A 16,442-nucleotide genomic window follows, 5' to 3' on the forward strand; every position below is an offset into this window, starting at 1 on the left:
GGTCAGTGCTCCAGTTGGGTAAGTTCGTAGGGGGGCAGTTGGCTGCCGGCCAGCGGCAAGCGCAAGGTAAAGCACGTACCTTGGCCCGGCGTGGAGTGCACTTCCATCTGGCCTTTGTGGTTGTTGGTGATGATGAAGTACGACACCGACAGCCCAAGCCCGGTGCCCTGGCCGATTTCCTTGGTGGTGAAGAAGGGCTCGAAGGTGCGCTTGCGCACGTTTTCGCTCATGCCGATGCCGTTGTCTTCCACCTGGATTTCCGCCCACGGCGGGTTGAGCCGGGTGCGCAGGATGATGCGCCCAGGCTCGCTGTCGTCTTCGCGCAGGTGGATCGCCTGGGCGGCGTTTTTCAACAGGTTGAGCAGTACCTGCTCCAGTTCGTTGGCGGTGCCGGGCACGGGGCCCAGTTGCGGGTCGAACTGGCGGATGATCGCCTGGCCCTTGAAGTCGAAGCCGATGGTCAAGTCGAAGTCGTTACCGGCGATCTCCACCGCCTGGTCAATCAGCGCGGGCAGGTCGCAAGGCGCCATCTGCCGGTTGCTGCGCCGGCTGAAACTGAGCATGTGGGTGACGATCTTCGCCGCCCGTGCACCGGCTTGCTGGATGCCGTCGAGCAGTTGCGGCACCTCGCGGCTTTGCAGGTAGCGGTTGACGGTGTCCAGCTCGATGCCGGCCTGTTCGGCCTGCTCCAGGTTCTTGGGCAGGTCGGGGGACAAGCGCCGGCGGATGTTCTGTACGTTGTGCAGGATCGCACCCAGGGGGTTGTTGATCTCGTGGGCCATGCCAGCGGCGAGCCCACCCACCGAGAGCATTTTTTCCGACTGCACCATCATTTCTTCCAGGGACAGGCGCTGGGTAATGTCGTCGATGCGGATCACCACGCCGCGCCCGGCACCACCCATCAGCGGGTAGAAGGTCAGGGCGTAATGCTTGGGCTCATCGTCCTTGACCCAGGTGACCCGCTCGATGCGTTCCACCGTGTGTTGTTCGACCGTGGCCTTGATCTGGGGCAGGTAGGGCTTGAGCGGCTGGAAGGCGAGGAAAATCGGCTGGTTCAGCGCTTCATCCAGGCGCGTGCCGGAAAGCGCGCTGGCTTCCTGGTTCCACTGGGTCACGTAGAGCTGTTCGTCCAGGGCGATCAGCGCCGAGGGCATCGAGTCGATGATGCTATTGAGGTAGTTCTGGAAACCGGTGAGTTTTTTCTCGATCTTGCTGCGCACCTGGACTTCCAGTTCCAGCTTGCGGTTGGTGTGGCGGGTTTCTTCGGCCAGGCCCTGGGCCTGGTCGTAGGCGGCCTGGGAATCGTCACGGGCGCGCTTGAGCTGCTGCTCACGGGCTTCGATGCGTGACAGCATGGTGTTGAAGGCTTCGGCCAGGCTGCCGATTTCGTCGTGGTTGCCACGGCCGGCGCGCAGGGCGTAGTTCTCTTCGCGGGTGACCTGGCGCGACAGCTCTTCCAGTTCGTGGATCGGCCGGGTGATCAGGCGCTTGATCTGACGGGCGATGATCAGCCACAACAGCACACTGAAAATCAGGATGCCCAGGCTGGCGGTCAATGTGCCGGTGTAGAAGGCCACCGGCAGCTCACTGCTGGCCACCAGCAGCAGGTGCCCGGAAGGCTGGCCGGCACGGGGCAGGGTGATGACCTGGTTACTGCGAAACTCGGTGACGCGCCAGGCTTCGATGTGCCGGTAGTTGTCCGGCAAGTGCAGGCGATCGCCGTGTTGCATCTGGGCCAGGCGGTTGCCTTCGCCGTCGTACAGCGCCGCCGCGCGCAGCGGTGAATAGCTGGTCAGTTCGTTAAGGAGCGCGTCGGCCTTGGAGGGGGATTCGAGGGCTTCGGCGGCGAGCGCCGGGTTGGACACCAGCCGACCAATGGCCTGGAGGGCCTGGGGCGCCATGCTTTCCTGGGAGATCCAGTAGGCCGCACTGATAAAAGTCAGGTTGGCCACCAGCAACACGGTGGTGAGCAGCACCAGCAAGGCGGCCAGCAGTTTCTGCCCGACCGGTAGGTTTTCTAGACGCTGGCGCAGTGGCATCAGGTTTTTCGCAGGCAATAGACAAGTAGTCAGGGTAGCGCGTGGTTCAGTCGCTGGGCAATCCGCGTGCGCGCAACTGCTCGACCAGGCGCGCTTGCACTTGTTGCAGGTGCGGCAGGGTCAATTGATGGCGAGCCGCCGCGAGGCAAGCGTACCCGAGCAGGTAGCTGATTTCGGTGCGTCGGGCGTTGGCCACGTCCTGATACATCGAGGAGTAGTTGGCAGCGGTGGCCTGGATCACCCGTTCCACTTCGCTGTGCAGGTCGTGGGCGGCTGCGGGTTGGCCGCAGCACTCCAGCAGTTCGGCCAGCTCCGCACACAGGGTCGCCACTTCGCACTGATGGGCCTGCAAGCCGCCGTTACGGCATTGATACAGCACGGTCAGCGGGTTGATCGCGCAATTGAGGGCCAGCTTGCGCCACAGGCGGGTGAGGATGTCGGTGCTCCATTCGTGGGGGATGCCGGCAGCGCTCAGGTCTTCGAGCAGCAGCGGGGGTGTTGGATGGGCAGCGTCCCCCAGCCACGTATAGCCATGACCGGCAAACACCACGCGCCAGTCACCGTCGCGAAACGCACCTTCGGTGCTGGAGGCGAACATGCAGCGGGCCTGGGGTAACTGGGCCGCCACCGCGTCCTGGCTGCCGAGGCCGTTTTGCAGCAGGACCAGTTCGGCGTCCGGTACAAGCCGGTGCTGCAACTGTGCGACGGCGCTTTGGGCGTCGTAGGCTTTGCACGCTACCAGCAGGCGATGAATCGGCCCCGGGCTGTCGGGCGTTTCGCCGATTACCGGGTAGGTATTCGAGACACCCTGTTCTACAAGGGTCAGGCCTTCTGCCGCCTGGTAGCTGGCCAAGCGTGCTTCATCGCGCAGTATCAACCGGACGGGCACGCCTGCACGGGCCAGGCGTGTGGCCCAGAGAGTGCCCAGGCTGCCCGCGCCGAGAATGTGCCAGGTGGTCGACATCTGTTTGTGCTCCGTTGGGGCGCCCACGATGAACGGGGCGAAAGAACCGCTATAATGCCCCGGCATTTTAGCTCGGGCGCGCTCCATCTCTACTGAGCCCGCCCCTTATATTGGAGAAATGACATGCCTTCGTTCGACGTGGTATCCGAACTGGACAAACACGAAGTCACCAACGCCGTCGAGAACGCCGTCAAGGAACTGGACCGTCGCTATGACTTGAAAGGCAAGGGCAGCTTCGAGTTCAAGGAAAAGGAACTGACTGTCAACCTGACCGCTGAAGCCGATTTCCAGCTGGAAGCGATGATCGAAATCCTCAAGCTGTCCCTGGTCAAGCGCAAGATCGACGTGCAATGCCTTGAAGTCAAGGACGCCTACGCTTCCGGCAAGCTGATGAAGCAGGAAGCGACGCTCAAGGAAGGCATCGACAAGGAGCTGGCGAAAAAGATCGTGGCCCATATCAAGGACGCCAAGCTCAAGGTCCAGGCCGCCATCCAGGGTGAGCAGGTGCGCGTTACCGGCAAGAAGCGTGACGATCTGCAAGACGCCATCGCGGCCCTGCGCGCCAAGACCTTCGACATGCCGCTGCAGTTCAATAACTTTCGCGACTGATGGCACTTTGGGGAACCTGAGGGCGTTTTTGGCGTCCCACGCCCCAGAGCCATTGCCTACTATTGAGCCCTGCGGGGCTCAATTGCATTTTTGGGCACCTGAAAACACCGAACATCCGCTAGACAGGAGAATGTAGATGGATTTGAACGCTGAAGTGGATCACCTGATCAAGACCTCGGAATCGTGGATCCCGATGATCATGGAATACGGCAGCCGGTTTTTGCTGGCGGTGATCACCCTGGCCATCGGCTGGTGGTTGATCAACGTATTGACTCATCGAGTGGGGCGTTTGCTGGCCCTGCGTAACGCAGACCTGGCGCTGCAACACTTCATCACCAGCCTGGCGAACATTGCGCTCAAGGTCATGCTGGTGGTCAACGTGGCGTCGATGATCGGCGTGGCGACCACCTCGTTCGTTGCCGCGATCGGTGCCGCCACCCTGGCCATCGGCTTGGCGCTGCAAGGCAGCCTGGCGAACTTTGCCGGCGGCGTGCTGATCCTGCTGTTCCGCCCGTTCCGCATTGGTGACTGGATCGAAGCACAGGGCACGTCGGGCACGGTCGACAGCATCCAGATCTTCCATACCGTGTTGCGCACCGGCGACAACAAGACCGTGATCATCCCCAACGGCAGCCTGTCGAACGGCCTGATCACCAACACCAACCGTCAGCCGACGCGCAAAGTGGTATTCGACGTGGGCGTGGACTACGAAGCCGACTTGCAGAAGGCGCGTGAAGTCCTGCTGGAACTGGCCAAAGATCCACGGGTATTGGCCGATCCGGCTGCGGTGGCGGTGGTGTCGACCCTGGGGGACAGCTCGATCACGGTTTCCCTGCGTTGCTGGACCAAAACGGCGGATTACTGGGATGTAGTGTTCATGCTCAATGAACTTGCACGTGACCGCTTGAAGGCTGCCGGGATTGATATTCCATTTCCACAGCGAGTTATTCGAGTGATGCAGGAAAGTGTTACGAAGTAACTAAGTGCAGGGGCATCGAACTTGGCCAAAAGGTCAGGTTCGAGGTCGACGGGTTAATCTCGTTAGTTAGCTTGCTAGTTATTTTTCGATTGAAATAAAACAGCAATAAAAAAGCCGCCCCCTTGTTTGCAAGGGGGCGGCTTTTTATTTAAGGCCGAAGCCTTAAGCCATCGTTGTAATCAAACGAGCTATTACAAGATGTTCAGCGGGTATTGCGCGATCAGACGCAGTTCGTCGATGGACGCCGAACCGTAGTACACGCCGTCAGACGAACGATAGGTCGCTTGACGTACGCGCAGGCTCAGGTCTTTTGCCGGGCCGCTCTGGATCACGTATTTGGCTTCGATGTCGCGTTCCCACTCTTTGCCGTTCGAGGTGTCGGCGGTGTTCGCGCCGGTACCTTTCACGTAACGAGTCATGAAGCTCAGGCCTGGCACGCCGAAGGTGGCCATGTTCAGGTCGTAGCGAGCCTGGAACGATTTCTCGTCTTCAGCGTTGAAGTCGGAACGGGCGATGGAGTTGGCCAGGAAGATCGTGCCGCCGCCGTCTACGCCGTAGCCGTAGTCACCGTCGCCGCTGACTTTCTGGTAGGCCAGGGTGAAGGTGTGAGCCTGGATGGTGTACGCGCCTTGCAGGCTGTACGCACGGTTATCCAGTTTGGTGGTGCCGTCTTTTTCTGCGCGTTGCAGGCCGGCGCCATCGCTCTTGGTGCTGTAGATGTTGAAGTCAACGGCCAGGGACTGGTCGTTGCTCAGCGCGTGAGTCCAGTTCAGGTTGGCGTAGGTTTTCTTCCAGTAGTCTTCAGTCTTCGCGTAGTACAGGCTGGCGCTGACTTCTGGAGTCAGGGCATAGACACCACCGATGAAGTCGGTTTTGGTCAGGCCCAGGCTGTCACGGTAAGTCTGTGCTTGTGCCACGCTGGAAGTGAAGTGACCGCCTTCGAGTTTCAGGCCTTTGATTTCGTTGCTGGTGATCGAGATACCTTGTGGCAGCTCTGGCAGCAAACGGCTGTCATCGGAAGCGAAGACAGGAGCGGTGGTGTATTGGTCGCCGACTTTCAGCACGGTGTCGGAGATGCGGAACTTAACAGCGCCGCCGCCTTTGGAGTAATCGTCTTGTGCACGACCGTCCGAACCGGTTGGGAACAGGCCAGTGCCCGAACGACCCTTGCCGCTGTCCAGTTTCACGCCCAGCAGGCCGATGACGTCAACACCGACACCGATGGTGCCTTGGGTGTAGCCCGACTGGAACAGGCCGTTGAAGCCCAGGCCGGTTTCGTTGACGCGGCTTTTGCCGGTGTCGTTGTTACGGAAGTCGCGACCAAAGTTCAGGAGGCGAGTGTTGATGCTGAAAGTGCTGTCTTCAACAAAGCCCTTGGAATCGTCCTGGGCGGACGCCATTGCGAACTGCGAGGTGCCTGCTGAAACAGCCAGGGCGATCATGCTCCACTTCATCACGCGCATCGTGATTTGCTCCTTTGGTTTTAGGAAGAGTACTGCCGTCCCACCTGTATTTTTATCTGGGCGGCTCTTTCTTTTTTGTGTCGGCGCAAAGTTATATCACGCAGACTCTATTGACGATACTTACCCATCTATCCTTTCAGCTTCTTTACGAGGCTGTCGTAAATTGCTAGCTCCATGTCGCAAATTCACAGTCCGAATGTTCCCGGACTGACAACTTCAATGCTGTTTTCAAACCCTTTGGAAGTTTGATTCCGTCCTTGATACGCATTGAAACGCTACTGTTTTTTATCGCGAAACACCGGCCTCCTGGCGCGTGTCGTTGCCGACGATGTGTGGGTGAATGCAACAAGCGTGCACAAACCGGTAACCGAATGTCATTTTTTCGTGAAAAGCGTTACAGCAATGTAAAAACCGCATAAGCACGGGCTTTTTACGCCGTTTGGTTTGGGCTTGACGCCCAGCCATTCCATCGGTTCGGGGGTACACAAAACCCGTGCCTGGCAAAAACGTTACCGGTTCACCCTCATGAGTGGGTACTTGGCGGATCCCTTTGAGGCACAGGTGGGTCATTTTGGTGCGTCCCGTTGAGGCCCGGTCTAGCGTAGCTCAAATATCGGACTGCCTCGAAAGGGTGCAGTATTTTTTGCCGGATCTGGCCCAGGCGCTCATTGTTCGAGCTGTATTCGCCGTGAAGCCCCGGGCATTCGCAGGTATGCTGGGCCCTTGAAACTGACCTGCCGAACGGAGTGCCCGCGGTGTTCGCCCTAGATCAACGCCTGCAACAAGACACACTGGCCATCGGGGACTTCCCGCTGTGCCGCCTGCTGCTGTCCAATGACTCGAACTATCCATGGTTCATCCTGGTGCCGCGCATCAACGGTATCAGCGAAGTGTTTCAACTGGATGTCGCCGATCAACAAACGTTGTGGCGGGAAACGACGGCCTTGGCGCAAGTGCTGAACGAAGGCCTGGCCGCCGACAAGATGAACATTGGTGCGCTGGGTAACGTCGTCAGCCAGTTGCATGTGCATGTGATTGTGCGCAGGCGTGATGACGCTGCCTGGCCTGCTCCGGTATGGGGCAAGCATCCGGCGCAGCCTTACACCGAGGATCAGGTGGCCGCGATTCGCGCGCGCTTGCGTGAACTGTTACCGGCTGACTTCATCTTTTCCCACGCTTGAGTGGCAGGACTGACTTATGGATTTGCAAGACCGTGTGACGGACCTGGAAAGCCGCCTGGCTTTCCAGGACGACACCATCGAGACCCTCAACGACATTCTCGTCACCCAGCAGCGGGCGGTCGAACGCCTGCAACTGCAGATGACTGCACTGCTCAAGCGTCAGGAAGAAATGGGCGGCCAGTTCGAGACCTCGGAAGAAGAAGCGCCACCGCCACACTATTAATGGTTCGCCACTGATAGCCGGGCATTAAAAAACCGCGATCCAGCAAGGCTGGGTCGCGGTTTTTTTGTGGCGAGGGTGCAATCAGCGACGTGGCAGTGCCGCGATCACGTCTTCGGCTTGCAGGCCCTTGTCACGGTTCATGACGGAAAACTCCACGCGCTGGCCTTCGACCAGGACACGATGGCCTTCGCCGCGGATAGCCCGGAAATGGACGAAAATGTCGTCGCCCGAATCGCGGGAAATAAAGCCGAAGCCTTTGGAGGTGTTGAACCACTTGACGGTCCCGGTATCCCGGTTGGTCATGTCGTAGTTTTGCGAGGCGGCCGCAGGGGACGAACGGTAGAAGCTGATGGCCAGGTGAAGAACGATGGCGACCACAGCAATCACCAGGCTGAGCAGGATGGCCGGATGGCCGCCCACTTCAGGCATCGGTGCCAGGAGGGTGAGGGTTTGTACGACAACGGTCAGCACCAGCAGCGCACTGACCAGGTTTTGCAGTTGATGACGCGTGCCTTTGTTCCAGTAAGGAATCACTGGAGCCAGCGTCAGGTTAAGAAGGCCGAACAAGGCCAGGTACAGAGCGTCGTGTTGTTCCAGGTAGGGAGGGCTTCCCTGTTGCAAGCTCGGTATAAAGGACAGCAGCAACGCTGCAACGCCCGTTAGCAGGTGGACGATTTTCAACATTTTGATTAACTCACTTTAAGATGGATCACGCGGAAGAGCTGACTGGCACGGTTCGCTTCTGAACAATGGGAGGCGTTGAGCACGTGCGCGGTTATCAGCCTATGTGACGTGCCGCAGAACGATAACGGCAGCCACACGTCGTCTATTTAACAGCAAAGGCTGTGCCTACTCAAATCAAGCATTTCGGGGTGTTACAGCGAGCAGGGCATTTCTGCGTCAAACACTTGTCCTAGACAGGTGCGGGCTTTTCAGCGTGCTTTTGGCGATGTTTCCTACCTAGTGCGGACCGGCGTCATTCGCACGTGGGGGCGATTTGCCGCACCTTGTACCCGGGCATCGGGCTGCATGCCGTCTGCACTCTTGCTAGAGTGGTCCTGCACCTGATCAATGAATGCTCGTCAATTGAAGGGGAAAAACATGGCAATCGATATTGGTATCAGCGAACAAGACCGTAAATCCATCGTCGATGGGCTTTCACGGCTGCTGTCCGATACCTATGTACTGTATTTGAAGACCCACAACTTCCACTGGAACGTCACGGGCCCCATGTTTCGCACGCTGCACTTGATGTTTGAAGAGCAGTACAACGAACTGGCGCTGGCCGTGGACTCCATCGCCGAGCGCATCCGTGCCCTGGGGTTTCCGGCGCCGGGTGCCTATTCGATCTATGCCCGCCTGTCGTCCATCAAGGAAGAGGAGGGCGTGCCCAGTGCCGAAGAGATGATCAAGCAACTGGTGGCGGGTCAGGAGGCGGTCACGCGAACTGCACGAGGTATCTTCCCGTTGCTTGACAAGGTCAGCGACGAGCCGACAGCCGACCTGTTGACCCAGCGCATGCAGGTTCACGAGAAAACCGCGTGGATGCTGCGTTCCCTGCTCGAAAACCAGTAACCCTACCTACCGGGTGGCGCTGTCCTGGCGCCGCCCACTTGTTTCTCTGCGCTTCCTGGCGTTGTCCTACAACGTTCAGCTCCCCGTCTTCTGGCTGCCTTTTGTTTCCTGCTGTTTGATAAGGCCCATTGCCCAATGGGAGAAACCCATGGGCGGCTGTTTGGCAATGGAGTGTCAGGTGTATGTCACGCGGAGTGGGTAATGGAGTGATGGAAGCCGGTGGTTTTCATAAGATAAAGATCGACCCCTTTGCCAAGGGGTTCGACATGGGGCTGGCCAAGCCGTTGTCCCGGTCGGTGAGGCTCAATGGGTTTTCCACCTGCCTGCGGCTTGAGCTGATCTATTGGAACATCCTCACGGAGATCGCCAGGATCAACGCCTGTTCGGTCAGCGCGTTGTTGTCCTACGTCGACCGGGAAGTGCATTTGCGCTATGGCGGGGTGAAGAACTTCAGCGGGCTGGTCAGGGTCGTGTGCGTGGTTCACGTGCTCGCGGGCCGCGCCTGTTCGCACAACCCGGAGTAATCTGCCTGCCCGGGGCCGGCCCGCTTCACGGGCGGCGCGGCCCGGGGCAGAAAGCCGGCTGCGCTGCCTCGATTTAACAGATATAATCCCGCGCTTTGCTGCGCATGCAGGGGTTGCCCCGGAACAGGCGTGGCGCAGTAACGTTCTGATCGCCGAGACATCGCCATGCCCATGTACGACTACCAATGTGCTTCCTGTGGTCATCAGCTGGAAGCCATTCAGAAGATCAGCGCCGCGCCGCTGGTCGATTGCCCGGCCTGCCAGGCGCCGGACCTCAAGAAGATGTTGTCCATGCCAGGCTTCCGCCTGAGTGGCGGCGGCTGGTACGAGACCGACTTCAAGACCGGCTCGAAGAAGAACCTGGCGGGCGGCGACAAAGCAGACTGAGTTGAACTCAACGCGCAGGCTCCTGCATTATCCGTCCCCTGCTTTAATGTACGGTGACGAGGCAGGCCTCCACCGAATTTCGAATTACGAGAAGTGAAACCACTACCATGATGCGCAGCCACTATTGCGGCCAACTGAACGAGACCCTGGAAGGTCAGGAAATCACCCTTTGCGGATGGGTTCACCGTCGCCGCGACCACGGCGGGGTGATTTTCCTCGATATCCGTGATCGTGATGGTCTGGCCCAGGTGGTGTTCGACCCGGACCGCGCCGAAAGCTTCGCCGCTGCCGACCGCGTGCGCAGCGAATACGTCGTGAAGATCACCGGCAAGGTTCGCCTGCGTCCGGCCGGTGCCGTGAACAAGAACATGGCGTCCGGCGGCATCGAAGTGCTGGGCTATGAGCTGGAAGTGCTGAACGAGTCGGAAACCCCGCCGTTCCCACTCAACGAATTCTCCGACGTCGGTGAGGAAACTCGCCTGCGCTACCGCTTCCTGGACCTGCGTCGTCCGGAAATGGCCGAGAAGCTGCGCCTGCGTTCGCGCATGACCACCAGCATCCGCCGTTTCCTCGACGAAAACGGCTTCCTGGACGTGGAAACGCCGATCCTGACCCGGGCCACCCCGGAAGGCGCGCGTGACTACCTGGTGCCGAGCCGTACTCACGCCGGTTCGTTCTTCGCCCTGCCGCAATCGCCGCAGCTGTTCAAGCAATTGCTGATGGTGGCCGGCTTCGACCGTTACTACCAGATCGCCAAGTGCTTCCGCGACGAAGACCTGCGCGCCGACCGCCAGCCGGAATTCACCCAGATCGACATCGAGACCAGCTTCCTCGATGAAAAAGAGATCATGGGCCTGACCGAGCAGATGATCCGCAACCTGTTCAAGGAAGTACTGAACCTGGAGTTCGGTGATTTCCCGCACATGACCTTCGAAGAAGCCATGCGCCGCTACGGTTCCGACAAGCCAGACCTGCGTAACCCGCTGGAACTGGTGGACGTGGCCGACCAGCTCAAGGAAGTCGAGTTCAAGGTGTTCAGCGGCCCGGCCAACGACCCTAAATGCCGCATTGCCGCCCTGCGCGTGCCAGGTGGCGCGAGCATGCCGCGCAAGCAGATCGACGACTACACCAAGTTCGTCGGCATCTACGGTGCCAAGGGCCTGGCGTACATCAAGGTCAACGAGCGCGCCAACGGCATTGACGGCCTGCAATCGCCGATCGTGAAAAACATCCCGCTGGACAACCTGAACGCGATCCTCGACCGCGTCGGTGCAGTCGACGGCGACATCGTGTTCTTCGGTGCCGACAAGGCCAAGATCGTCAGCGAAGCCCTGGGCGCGCTGCGCATCAAGCTGGGTCACGACCTGAACCTGCTGACCTGCGAATGGGCCCCGATGTGGGTCGTTGACTTCCCGATGTTCGAAGAGAACGACGACGGCAGCTTCAGCGCCCTGCACCACCCGTTCACCGCGCCGAAGTGCTCCCCGGCCGAGCTGGAAGCCAACCCGGCTGGCGCGTTGTCCCGTGCCTACGACATGGTGCTCAACGGCACTGAACTGGGTGGCGGTTCGATCCGTATCCACCGTAAAGAGATGCAGCAAGCGGTATTCCGCCTGTTGGGTATCAACGAAGCGGAACAGGAAGAGAAATTCGGCTTCCTGCTCGACGCCCTGAAGTACGGCGCACCGCCGCACGGTGGCCTGGCGTTTGGCCTGGACCGTCTGGTGATGCTGATGACCGGCGCCCAGTCGATCCGTGAAGTGATCGCCTTCCCGAAAACCCAGAGTGCTGCGGACGTCATGACCCAGGCTCCGGGCGTGGTGGATGCCAAGGCCTTGCGCGAACTGCACATCCGTCTGCGTGAGACGCCAAAGGCTGAGTAAGGCCACTGCGTGAAAGCGCACTGAGGTTTACGCAGTCTAAAAGGGCGCATCTTCGGATGCGCCTTTGCGTTAAAGGACTACCTCCCGCCTGGGGCGGGGTTGATCAAGGTTTCTACAGAATTTCGGAGTTGTGTTATGGCTGGCCATTCCAAGTGGGCGAACATCAAGCACCGCAAAGAGCGTCAGGATGCCAAGAAAGGCAAGATTTTCACTAAGTGGATCCGCGAACTGACCGTCGCCGCCCGCCAGGGTGGTGGTGACCCGGGTTCCAACCCGCGTCTGCGCCTGGCGCTGGACAAGGCCCTGGGCGCGAACATGAGCCGCGACATCATCGATCGCGCCGTGGCCCGTGGTGCCGGTGCTGCCGACACCGACGACATGGTCGAGCTGAGCTACGAAGGCTACGGCCCGGGTGGCGTGGCGGTGATGGTCGAGTGCATGACCGACAACCGCAACCGCACCGCAGCGGCCGTGCGCCATGCGTTCAGCAAGTGCGGCGGCAACCTCGGCACCGACGGTTCGGTGGCCTATCTGTTCGAGCGCAAGGGGCAGATCTCCTTCGCCCCGGGTACGGACGAAGACGCGCTGATGGAAGCGGCCATGGAAGCTGATGCCGATGACGTGGTGACCAACGAAGATGGCTCCATCGACGTGTTTACCTCGTTTGCCAGCTTCTACGCCGTGCGTAACGCGCTGGAAGCGGCCGGGTTCAAAGGCACAGACGCGGAAATCGTGATGCTGCCGACCACCAGCGCCGAGCTGGACCTGGATGGCGCGCAGAAAGTGCTGAAGATGCTGGATATGCTCGAAGACCTGGATGATGTGCAGAACGTGTATTCGAATGCCGATATCCCGGAAGAAGTCGCCGCACAGCTAAGCTGAGGCCAGACGTAGATCAAAATGTGGGAGCGGGCTTGCCCGCGAATGCGGTGTACCAGTCGCTGAAAATATTGGCTGATCCACCGTCTTCGTGGGCAAGCCCGCTCCCACATTGGATCTTCTTTGTAGCAGAAATTGTGTTTACCCAACCCGCAGGCGTTATGACTTTAATCCTAGGTATCGACCCCGGTTCGCGCATCACCGGTTTTGGCGTGGTGCAACAAACCCCTCGCGGCTGCATCTACGTCGCTTCGGGCTGCATCCGCACCGGCGCAGGCGAGTTGGCCGAGCGCCTGCAGATCGTCTATCGCGGTGTACGGGAAGTGATCCAGACCTACGGGCCGGTCACCATGGGCATCGAAAAGGTGTTCATGGCCAAAAATGCCGACTCCGCGCTGAAGCTTGGCCAGGCCCGTGGCGCGGCCATCGTGGCCGGGGCGGAGGAGGGCATGGAGATTGCCGAATATACCGCGACCCAGGTCAAGCAGGCCGTGGTCGGCACCGGTGCAGCCAACAAGGAGCAGGTGCAGATGATGGTCATGCACATGCTCAAGCTCACCGCCAAACCGCAAATCGACGCCTCCGACGCCCTGGCCATCGCCATTTGCCACGCCCATACCCGCTCCAGCCTGTTGCCTCACGGTCTGGGCACTGCACGCAGTCGTGGCGGGCGGCTGCGTCTCTGATAGCATCAGCGCAATCGTTTTTTCCGGTCAGGCCTTGATCTGACCCTACGCTTTAAGGATTCGAACCGTGATTGGACGCTTGCGCGGCACCCTGGCTGAGAAACAGCCGCCGCACCTGATTCTGGATGTGAATGGGTTGGGCTATGAGCTGGAAGTGCCCATGACCACCCTGTATCGCCTTCCGTCAGTCGGCGAGCCGCTGACCCTGCATACCCACCTCGTTGTGCGCGAAGATGCGCAATTGCTCTATGGTTTCATTGGCAAGCGCGACCGTGACTTCTTTCGTGAGCTGATCCGCCTCAACGGCGTGGGGCCCAAGCTGGCCCTGGCGTTGATGTCGAGCCTGGAAGTGGATGAGCTGGTGCGTGCGGTTTCCGCCCAGGACACCTCGGCCCTGACCAAGGTGCCGGGTGTCGGCAAGAAGACCGCCGAGCGCCTGCTGGTGGAACTCAAGGACCGCTTCAAGGCCTGGGAAGTCGCGCCGAGCATGTTTGCCCTGGTGCCGAACCAGCCGGATATGCCGGCAAGCCAGGTGGCCAGTGCCGAAAGCGATGCGGTCAGCGCGCTGATCTCCCTGGGCTACAAGCCGCAGGAGGCCAGCAAGGCCGTGTCGGCCATCAAGGACAAGAACCTGAGCAGCGAAGACATGATCCGCCGAGCCCTGAAGGGAATGATTTAAGTGATTGAAGCTGATCGTCTGATCGCGGCCACCGGCCCACGCGACCGCGAAGAAATCCAGGACCGGGCCATCCGTCCCCTGAGCCTGGCCGACTACATCGGCCAGCCCACCGTGCGCGAGCAGATGGAGTTGTTCATCCAGGCGGCGCGCGGGCGCAGTGAGTCCCTGGACCATACGTTGATCTTCGGCCCGCCCGGCCTGGGCAAGACCACCCTGGCCAACATCATCGCCCAGGAAATGGGGGTGTCGATCAAGTCCACTTCCGGTCCGGTGCTGGAGCGTCCGGGCGACCTGGCGGCGCTGCTGACCAACCTTGAACCCCATGACGTGCTGTTTATCGACGAGATCCACCGGCTCTCGCCCATCGTCGAAGAAGTGCTGTACCCGGCCATGGAAGACTTCCAGCTCGACATCATGATCGGCGAAGGCCCTGCCGCGCGCTCGATCAAGCTCGACCTGCCGCCGTTCACCCTGGTGGGGGCCACAACCCGTGCGGGCATGCTGACCAACCCGTTGCGAGACCGTTTCGGCATTGTTCAACGTCTAGAGTTCTATAGCACCGGCGACCTGGCGACCATTGTCAGCCGCTCGGCGGGGATTCTCGGTTTGCCGCTGGACCCGGAAGGCGCGTTTGAAATCGCGCGCCGCGCCCGTGGCACGCCGCGAATTGCCAACCGTTTGCTGCGCCGTGTGCGCGATTTTGCCGAAGTGCGGGCCAAGGGGCACATCACCAAGGCCGTGGCCGACCTGGCCTTGAACCTGCTGGACGTGGACGAGCACGGCTTCGATCACCAGGACCGACGCCTGCTGCTGACCATGATCGAGAAGTTCGACGGTGGCCCGGTGGGTGTGGACAGCCTGGCGGCGGCCATCAGCGAGGAGCGTCATACCATCGAGGACGTGCTGGAGCCTTACCTGATCCAGCAGGGTTACATCATGCGCACGCCAAGGGGGCGAGTGGTGACGCGCCATGCCTATTTGCACTTTGGGTTAAACATTCCGTCACGATTGGGTGAGATGCCCGTGGTAGACGAATTCCTCGATGCAGTGGACGATTAAAAAGGTCACGCCAGTCGATTTATCTGAAGTTTGTGCTGTCCTAGTGGCTGGTGTCGTCACTCAGTGACTGGAAATGTTTCGATGGATGAAAAAACAGTTGCCCTGCCGGATTGGCAACCTGAGGAGTAAGCACTAGAGTATGCGCGCGCAAAACGGGGATCAGTCGTTCGCACATCGCTGTCGCGTTTATTACGAGGACACCGATGCGGGCGGCATCGTGTATTACGTCAACTACCTCAAGTTCATGGAGCGGGCTCGAACCGAGCGGCTACGGGAGCTGGGCTTTGCCCAATCCCAGCTGGCAGGGGAGGACCTGTTATTTGTCGTGCATTCCAGCGAGGCGCGGTATCACGCGCCGGCGCGGCTGGACGACGAATTGTTGGTCAGCGCTGAAGTAATCGAATTGAACCGTGTCAGCCTGCGCTTCAAACAGCAGGTCAGGCGGGCGACGGATGCAACGCTGCTCTGTGAGGGGCAGTTCCTGGTGGCCTGTGTGCGCACCAATAGTTTGAAACCCCGGGCCATTCCCGAAGCTCTACGTGCGGCCTTTGCCGACGTAAGCGGCGCGGGTAAACAATCAAAGCAGGAGATTTAGCGTGGAACCTACCGTCGTCGACCATTCCTCCATGTGGAGCCTGGTCAGCAATGCCAGTGTCGTGGTTCAACTGGTCATGCTGACCCTGGTAGCCGCATCGGTTACCTCTTGGGTCATGATTTTTCAGCGCAGCAACCTGCTGCGTGCCGGTCGACGTGCCCTGGAGAGCTTCGAGGAGCGCTTCTGGTCGGGGATCGACCTGTCCAAGCTGTATCGCCAGGCCGGCAGCAACCCGGACCCGGATTCGGGCGTCGAGCAGATCTTCCGCGCCGGCTTCAAGGAATTCTCCCGTCTGCGCCAGCAGCCTGGTGTTGACCCGGAAGCGGTCATGGAGGGCGTGGCCCGTGCCATGCGCGTTGCCATCTCCCGCGAAGAAGAGAAGCTGGAGCAGAGCCTGCCGTTCCTCGCTACCGTCGGTTCCGTGAGCCCGTACATCGGCCTGTTCGGTACCGTATGGGGCATCATGAACTCCTTCCGTGGCCTGGCCCAGGCCCAGCAAGCGACCCTGGCCACCGTGGCCCCGGGTATCGCCGAAGCCCTGATCGCCACCGCGATCGGCCTGTTCGCTGCCATCCCCGCAGTAATCGCCTACAACCGTTTTGCCGCCCGTGGCGAAAACCTGATTGGCCGTTACTACACCTTCGCCGACGAATTCCAGGCGATCCTGCACCGTAAAGTGCACACCAGCGAAGAATAAGCAGGTATTTCCCGATGGCT

Annotated in this window: 18 protein-coding genes; 14 read left to right on the top strand and 4 right to left on the bottom strand. The window is 60.0% G+C overall.

The annotated features are described in order from the left end of the window. Positions 1–2: 2 nt before the first annotated feature. Positions 3–2,039, bottom strand: a complete 2,037-nt coding sequence (locus ACVWVP_RS18335; RefSeq protein WP_259174642.1) for a sensor histidine kinase — start codon at positions 2,037–2,039, stop codon at positions 3–5. Positions 2,040–2,085: 46 nt separating this feature from the next. Continuing rightward, complete coding sequence (locus tag ACVWVP_RS18340; protein WP_457407518.1) at positions 2,086–3,003, bottom strand: putative 2-dehydropantoate 2-reductase; 918 nt, start codon at positions 3,001–3,003, stop codon at positions 2,086–2,088. A 123-nt stretch (positions 3,004–3,126) separates the two neighbouring features. Here ACVWVP_RS18340 and ACVWVP_RS18345 point away from each other — a divergent pair, with 123 nt between their 5' ends. Beyond that, the gene (locus ACVWVP_RS18345) at positions 3,127–3,612 is read left to right on the top strand and encodes a YajQ family cyclic di-GMP-binding protein (RefSeq protein ID WP_457407520.1); all 486 of its coding nucleotides are present in this window, start codon (positions 3,127–3,129) and stop codon (positions 3,610–3,612) included. Positions 3,613–3,748: 136 nt separating this feature from the next. Next, entirely contained in the window at positions 3,749–4,591 is an 843-nt protein-coding gene (locus ACVWVP_RS18350; protein WP_178921788.1) for a mechanosensitive ion channel family protein, read from the top strand. A 191-nt stretch (positions 4,592–4,782) separates the two neighbouring features. On the opposite strand, the gene ACVWVP_RS18355 is transcribed toward ACVWVP_RS18350, so the two are convergent. Continuing rightward, positions 4,783–6,054: an OprD family porin gene (locus ACVWVP_RS18355; RefSeq protein WP_178921789.1), complete on the bottom strand. Its 1,272-nt coding sequence runs from the start codon at positions 6,052–6,054 to the stop codon at positions 4,783–4,785. 755 nt (positions 6,055–6,809) lie between these two features. On the opposite strand from ACVWVP_RS18355, the gene ACVWVP_RS18360 reads away from it, so the two are divergent. Next, entirely contained in the window at positions 6,810–7,235 is a 426-nt protein-coding gene (locus tag ACVWVP_RS18360; RefSeq protein ID WP_178921791.1) for an HIT domain-containing protein, read from the top strand. Positions 7,236–7,251: 16 nt separating this feature from the next. Next, the gene (locus ACVWVP_RS18365; protein ID WP_015885618.1) at positions 7,252–7,458 is read left to right on the top strand and encodes a SlyX family protein; all 207 of its coding nucleotides are present in this window, start codon (positions 7,252–7,254) and stop codon (positions 7,456–7,458) included. Between the two features lie 81 nt (positions 7,459–7,539). Here ACVWVP_RS18365 and ACVWVP_RS18370 read toward each other — a convergent pair whose 3' ends face one another. Further along, complete coding sequence (locus ACVWVP_RS18370) at positions 7,540–8,142, bottom strand: cold-shock protein (protein WP_083356990.1); 603 nt, start codon at positions 8,140–8,142, stop codon at positions 7,540–7,542. A gap of 417 nt (positions 8,143–8,559) precedes the next feature. On the opposite strand from ACVWVP_RS18370, the gene ACVWVP_RS18375 reads away from it, so the two are divergent. The 10 genes from ACVWVP_RS18375 (at position 8,560) to tolQ (ending at position 16,422) form a co-directional block, all read left to right on the top strand. Further along, positions 8,560–9,033, top strand: a complete 474-nt coding sequence (locus ACVWVP_RS18375; RefSeq protein ID WP_176994313.1) for a Dps family protein — start codon at positions 8,560–8,562, stop codon at positions 9,031–9,033. 182 nt (positions 9,034–9,215) lie between these two features. Continuing rightward, positions 9,216–9,557 carry a ribbon-helix-helix domain-containing protein gene (locus ACVWVP_RS18380; protein WP_178921793.1) on the top strand — a complete coding sequence of 114 codons (342 nt, stop codon included), beginning with the start codon at positions 9,216–9,218 and terminating at the stop codon, positions 9,555–9,557. Positions 9,558–9,722: 165 nt separating this feature from the next. Then, a complete protein-coding gene (locus ACVWVP_RS18385) occupies positions 9,723–9,944 on the top strand; it encodes an FmdB family zinc ribbon protein (protein WP_178921795.1) in 222 nt (73 codons plus the stop codon). 107 nt (positions 9,945–10,051) lie between these two features. Further along, a complete protein-coding gene (gene aspS, locus ACVWVP_RS18390) occupies positions 10,052–11,827 on the top strand; it encodes an aspartate--tRNA ligase (RefSeq protein WP_178921798.1) in 1,776 nt (591 codons plus the stop codon). A 135-nt stretch (positions 11,828–11,962) separates the two neighbouring features. Then, a complete protein-coding gene (locus tag ACVWVP_RS18395) occupies positions 11,963–12,709 on the top strand; it encodes a YebC/PmpR family DNA-binding transcriptional regulator (RefSeq protein WP_178921799.1) in 747 nt (248 codons plus the stop codon). A gap of 158 nt (positions 12,710–12,867) precedes the next feature. Further along, positions 12,868–13,392, top strand: a complete 525-nt coding sequence (gene ruvC, locus ACVWVP_RS18400; protein ID WP_065908840.1) for a crossover junction endodeoxyribonuclease RuvC — start codon at positions 12,868–12,870, stop codon at positions 13,390–13,392. A gap of 67 nt (positions 13,393–13,459) precedes the next feature. Continuing rightward, positions 13,460–14,071 carry a Holliday junction branch migration protein RuvA gene (ruvA, locus tag ACVWVP_RS18405; protein WP_178921801.1) on the top strand — a complete coding sequence of 204 codons (612 nt, stop codon included), beginning with the start codon at positions 13,460–13,462 and terminating at the stop codon, positions 14,069–14,071. Then, positions 14,072–15,130 (top strand): Holliday junction branch migration DNA helicase RuvB, encoded by a 1,059-nt coding sequence (gene ruvB / locus ACVWVP_RS18410; RefSeq protein WP_176994308.1) that lies wholly within the window; start codon positions 14,072–14,074, stop codon positions 15,128–15,130. Positions 15,131–15,269: 139 nt separating this feature from the next. Then, on the top strand, positions 15,270–15,725 hold the full coding sequence (ybgC, locus tag ACVWVP_RS18415; protein WP_015885610.1) for a tol-pal system-associated acyl-CoA thioesterase: 456 nt from the start codon (positions 15,270–15,272) through the stop codon (positions 15,723–15,725). Between the two features lies 1 nt (position 15,726). Then, positions 15,727–16,422, top strand: coding sequence for a protein TolQ (tolQ, locus tag ACVWVP_RS18420; protein ID WP_010208111.1), 696 nt, complete (start codon positions 15,727–15,729; stop codon positions 16,420–16,422). Positions 16,423–16,442 lie beyond the last annotated feature (20 nt).

The organism is Pseudomonas sp. TE24901 (assembly GCF_054058375.1).

Coding starts and splice junctions, on each gene's coding strand:
- ACVWVP_RS18335 (WP_259174642.1), bottom strand. CDS start 2,039: ATGCCACTGCGCCAGCGTCTAGAAAACCTACCGGTCGGGCAGAAACTG.
- ACVWVP_RS18340 (WP_457407518.1), bottom strand. CDS start 3,003: ATGTCGACCACCTGGCACATTCTCGGCGCGGGCAGCCTGGGCACTCTC.
- ACVWVP_RS18345 (WP_457407520.1), top strand. CDS start 3,127: ATGCCTTCGTTCGACGTGGTATCCGAACTGGACAAACACGAAGTCACC.
- ACVWVP_RS18350 (WP_178921788.1), top strand. CDS start 3,749: ATGGATTTGAACGCTGAAGTGGATCACCTGATCAAGACCTCGGAATCG.
- ACVWVP_RS18355 (WP_178921789.1), bottom strand. CDS start 6,054: ATGCGCGTGATGAAGTGGAGCATGATCGCCCTGGCTGTTTCAGCAGGC.
- ACVWVP_RS18365 (WP_015885618.1), top strand. CDS start 7,252: ATGGATTTGCAAGACCGTGTGACGGACCTGGAAAGCCGCCTGGCTTTC.
- ACVWVP_RS18370 (WP_083356990.1), bottom strand. CDS start 8,142: ATGTTGAAAATCGTCCACCTGCTAACGGGCGTTGCAGCGTTGCTGCTG.
- ACVWVP_RS18375 (WP_176994313.1), top strand. CDS start 8,560: ATGGCAATCGATATTGGTATCAGCGAACAAGACCGTAAATCCATCGTC.
- ACVWVP_RS18380 (WP_178921793.1), top strand. CDS start 9,216: ATGTCACGCGGAGTGGGTAATGGAGTGATGGAAGCCGGTGGTTTTCAT.
- ACVWVP_RS18385 (WP_178921795.1), top strand. CDS start 9,723: ATGCCCATGTACGACTACCAATGTGCTTCCTGTGGTCATCAGCTGGAA.
- aspS (WP_178921798.1), top strand. CDS start 10,052: ATGATGCGCAGCCACTATTGCGGCCAACTGAACGAGACCCTGGAAGGT.
- ACVWVP_RS18395 (WP_178921799.1), top strand. CDS start 11,963: ATGGCTGGCCATTCCAAGTGGGCGAACATCAAGCACCGCAAAGAGCGT.
- ruvC (WP_065908840.1), top strand. CDS start 12,868: ATGACTTTAATCCTAGGTATCGACCCCGGTTCGCGCATCACCGGTTTT.
- ybgC (WP_015885610.1), top strand. CDS start 15,270: ATGCGCGCGCAAAACGGGGATCAGTCGTTCGCACATCGCTGTCGCGTT.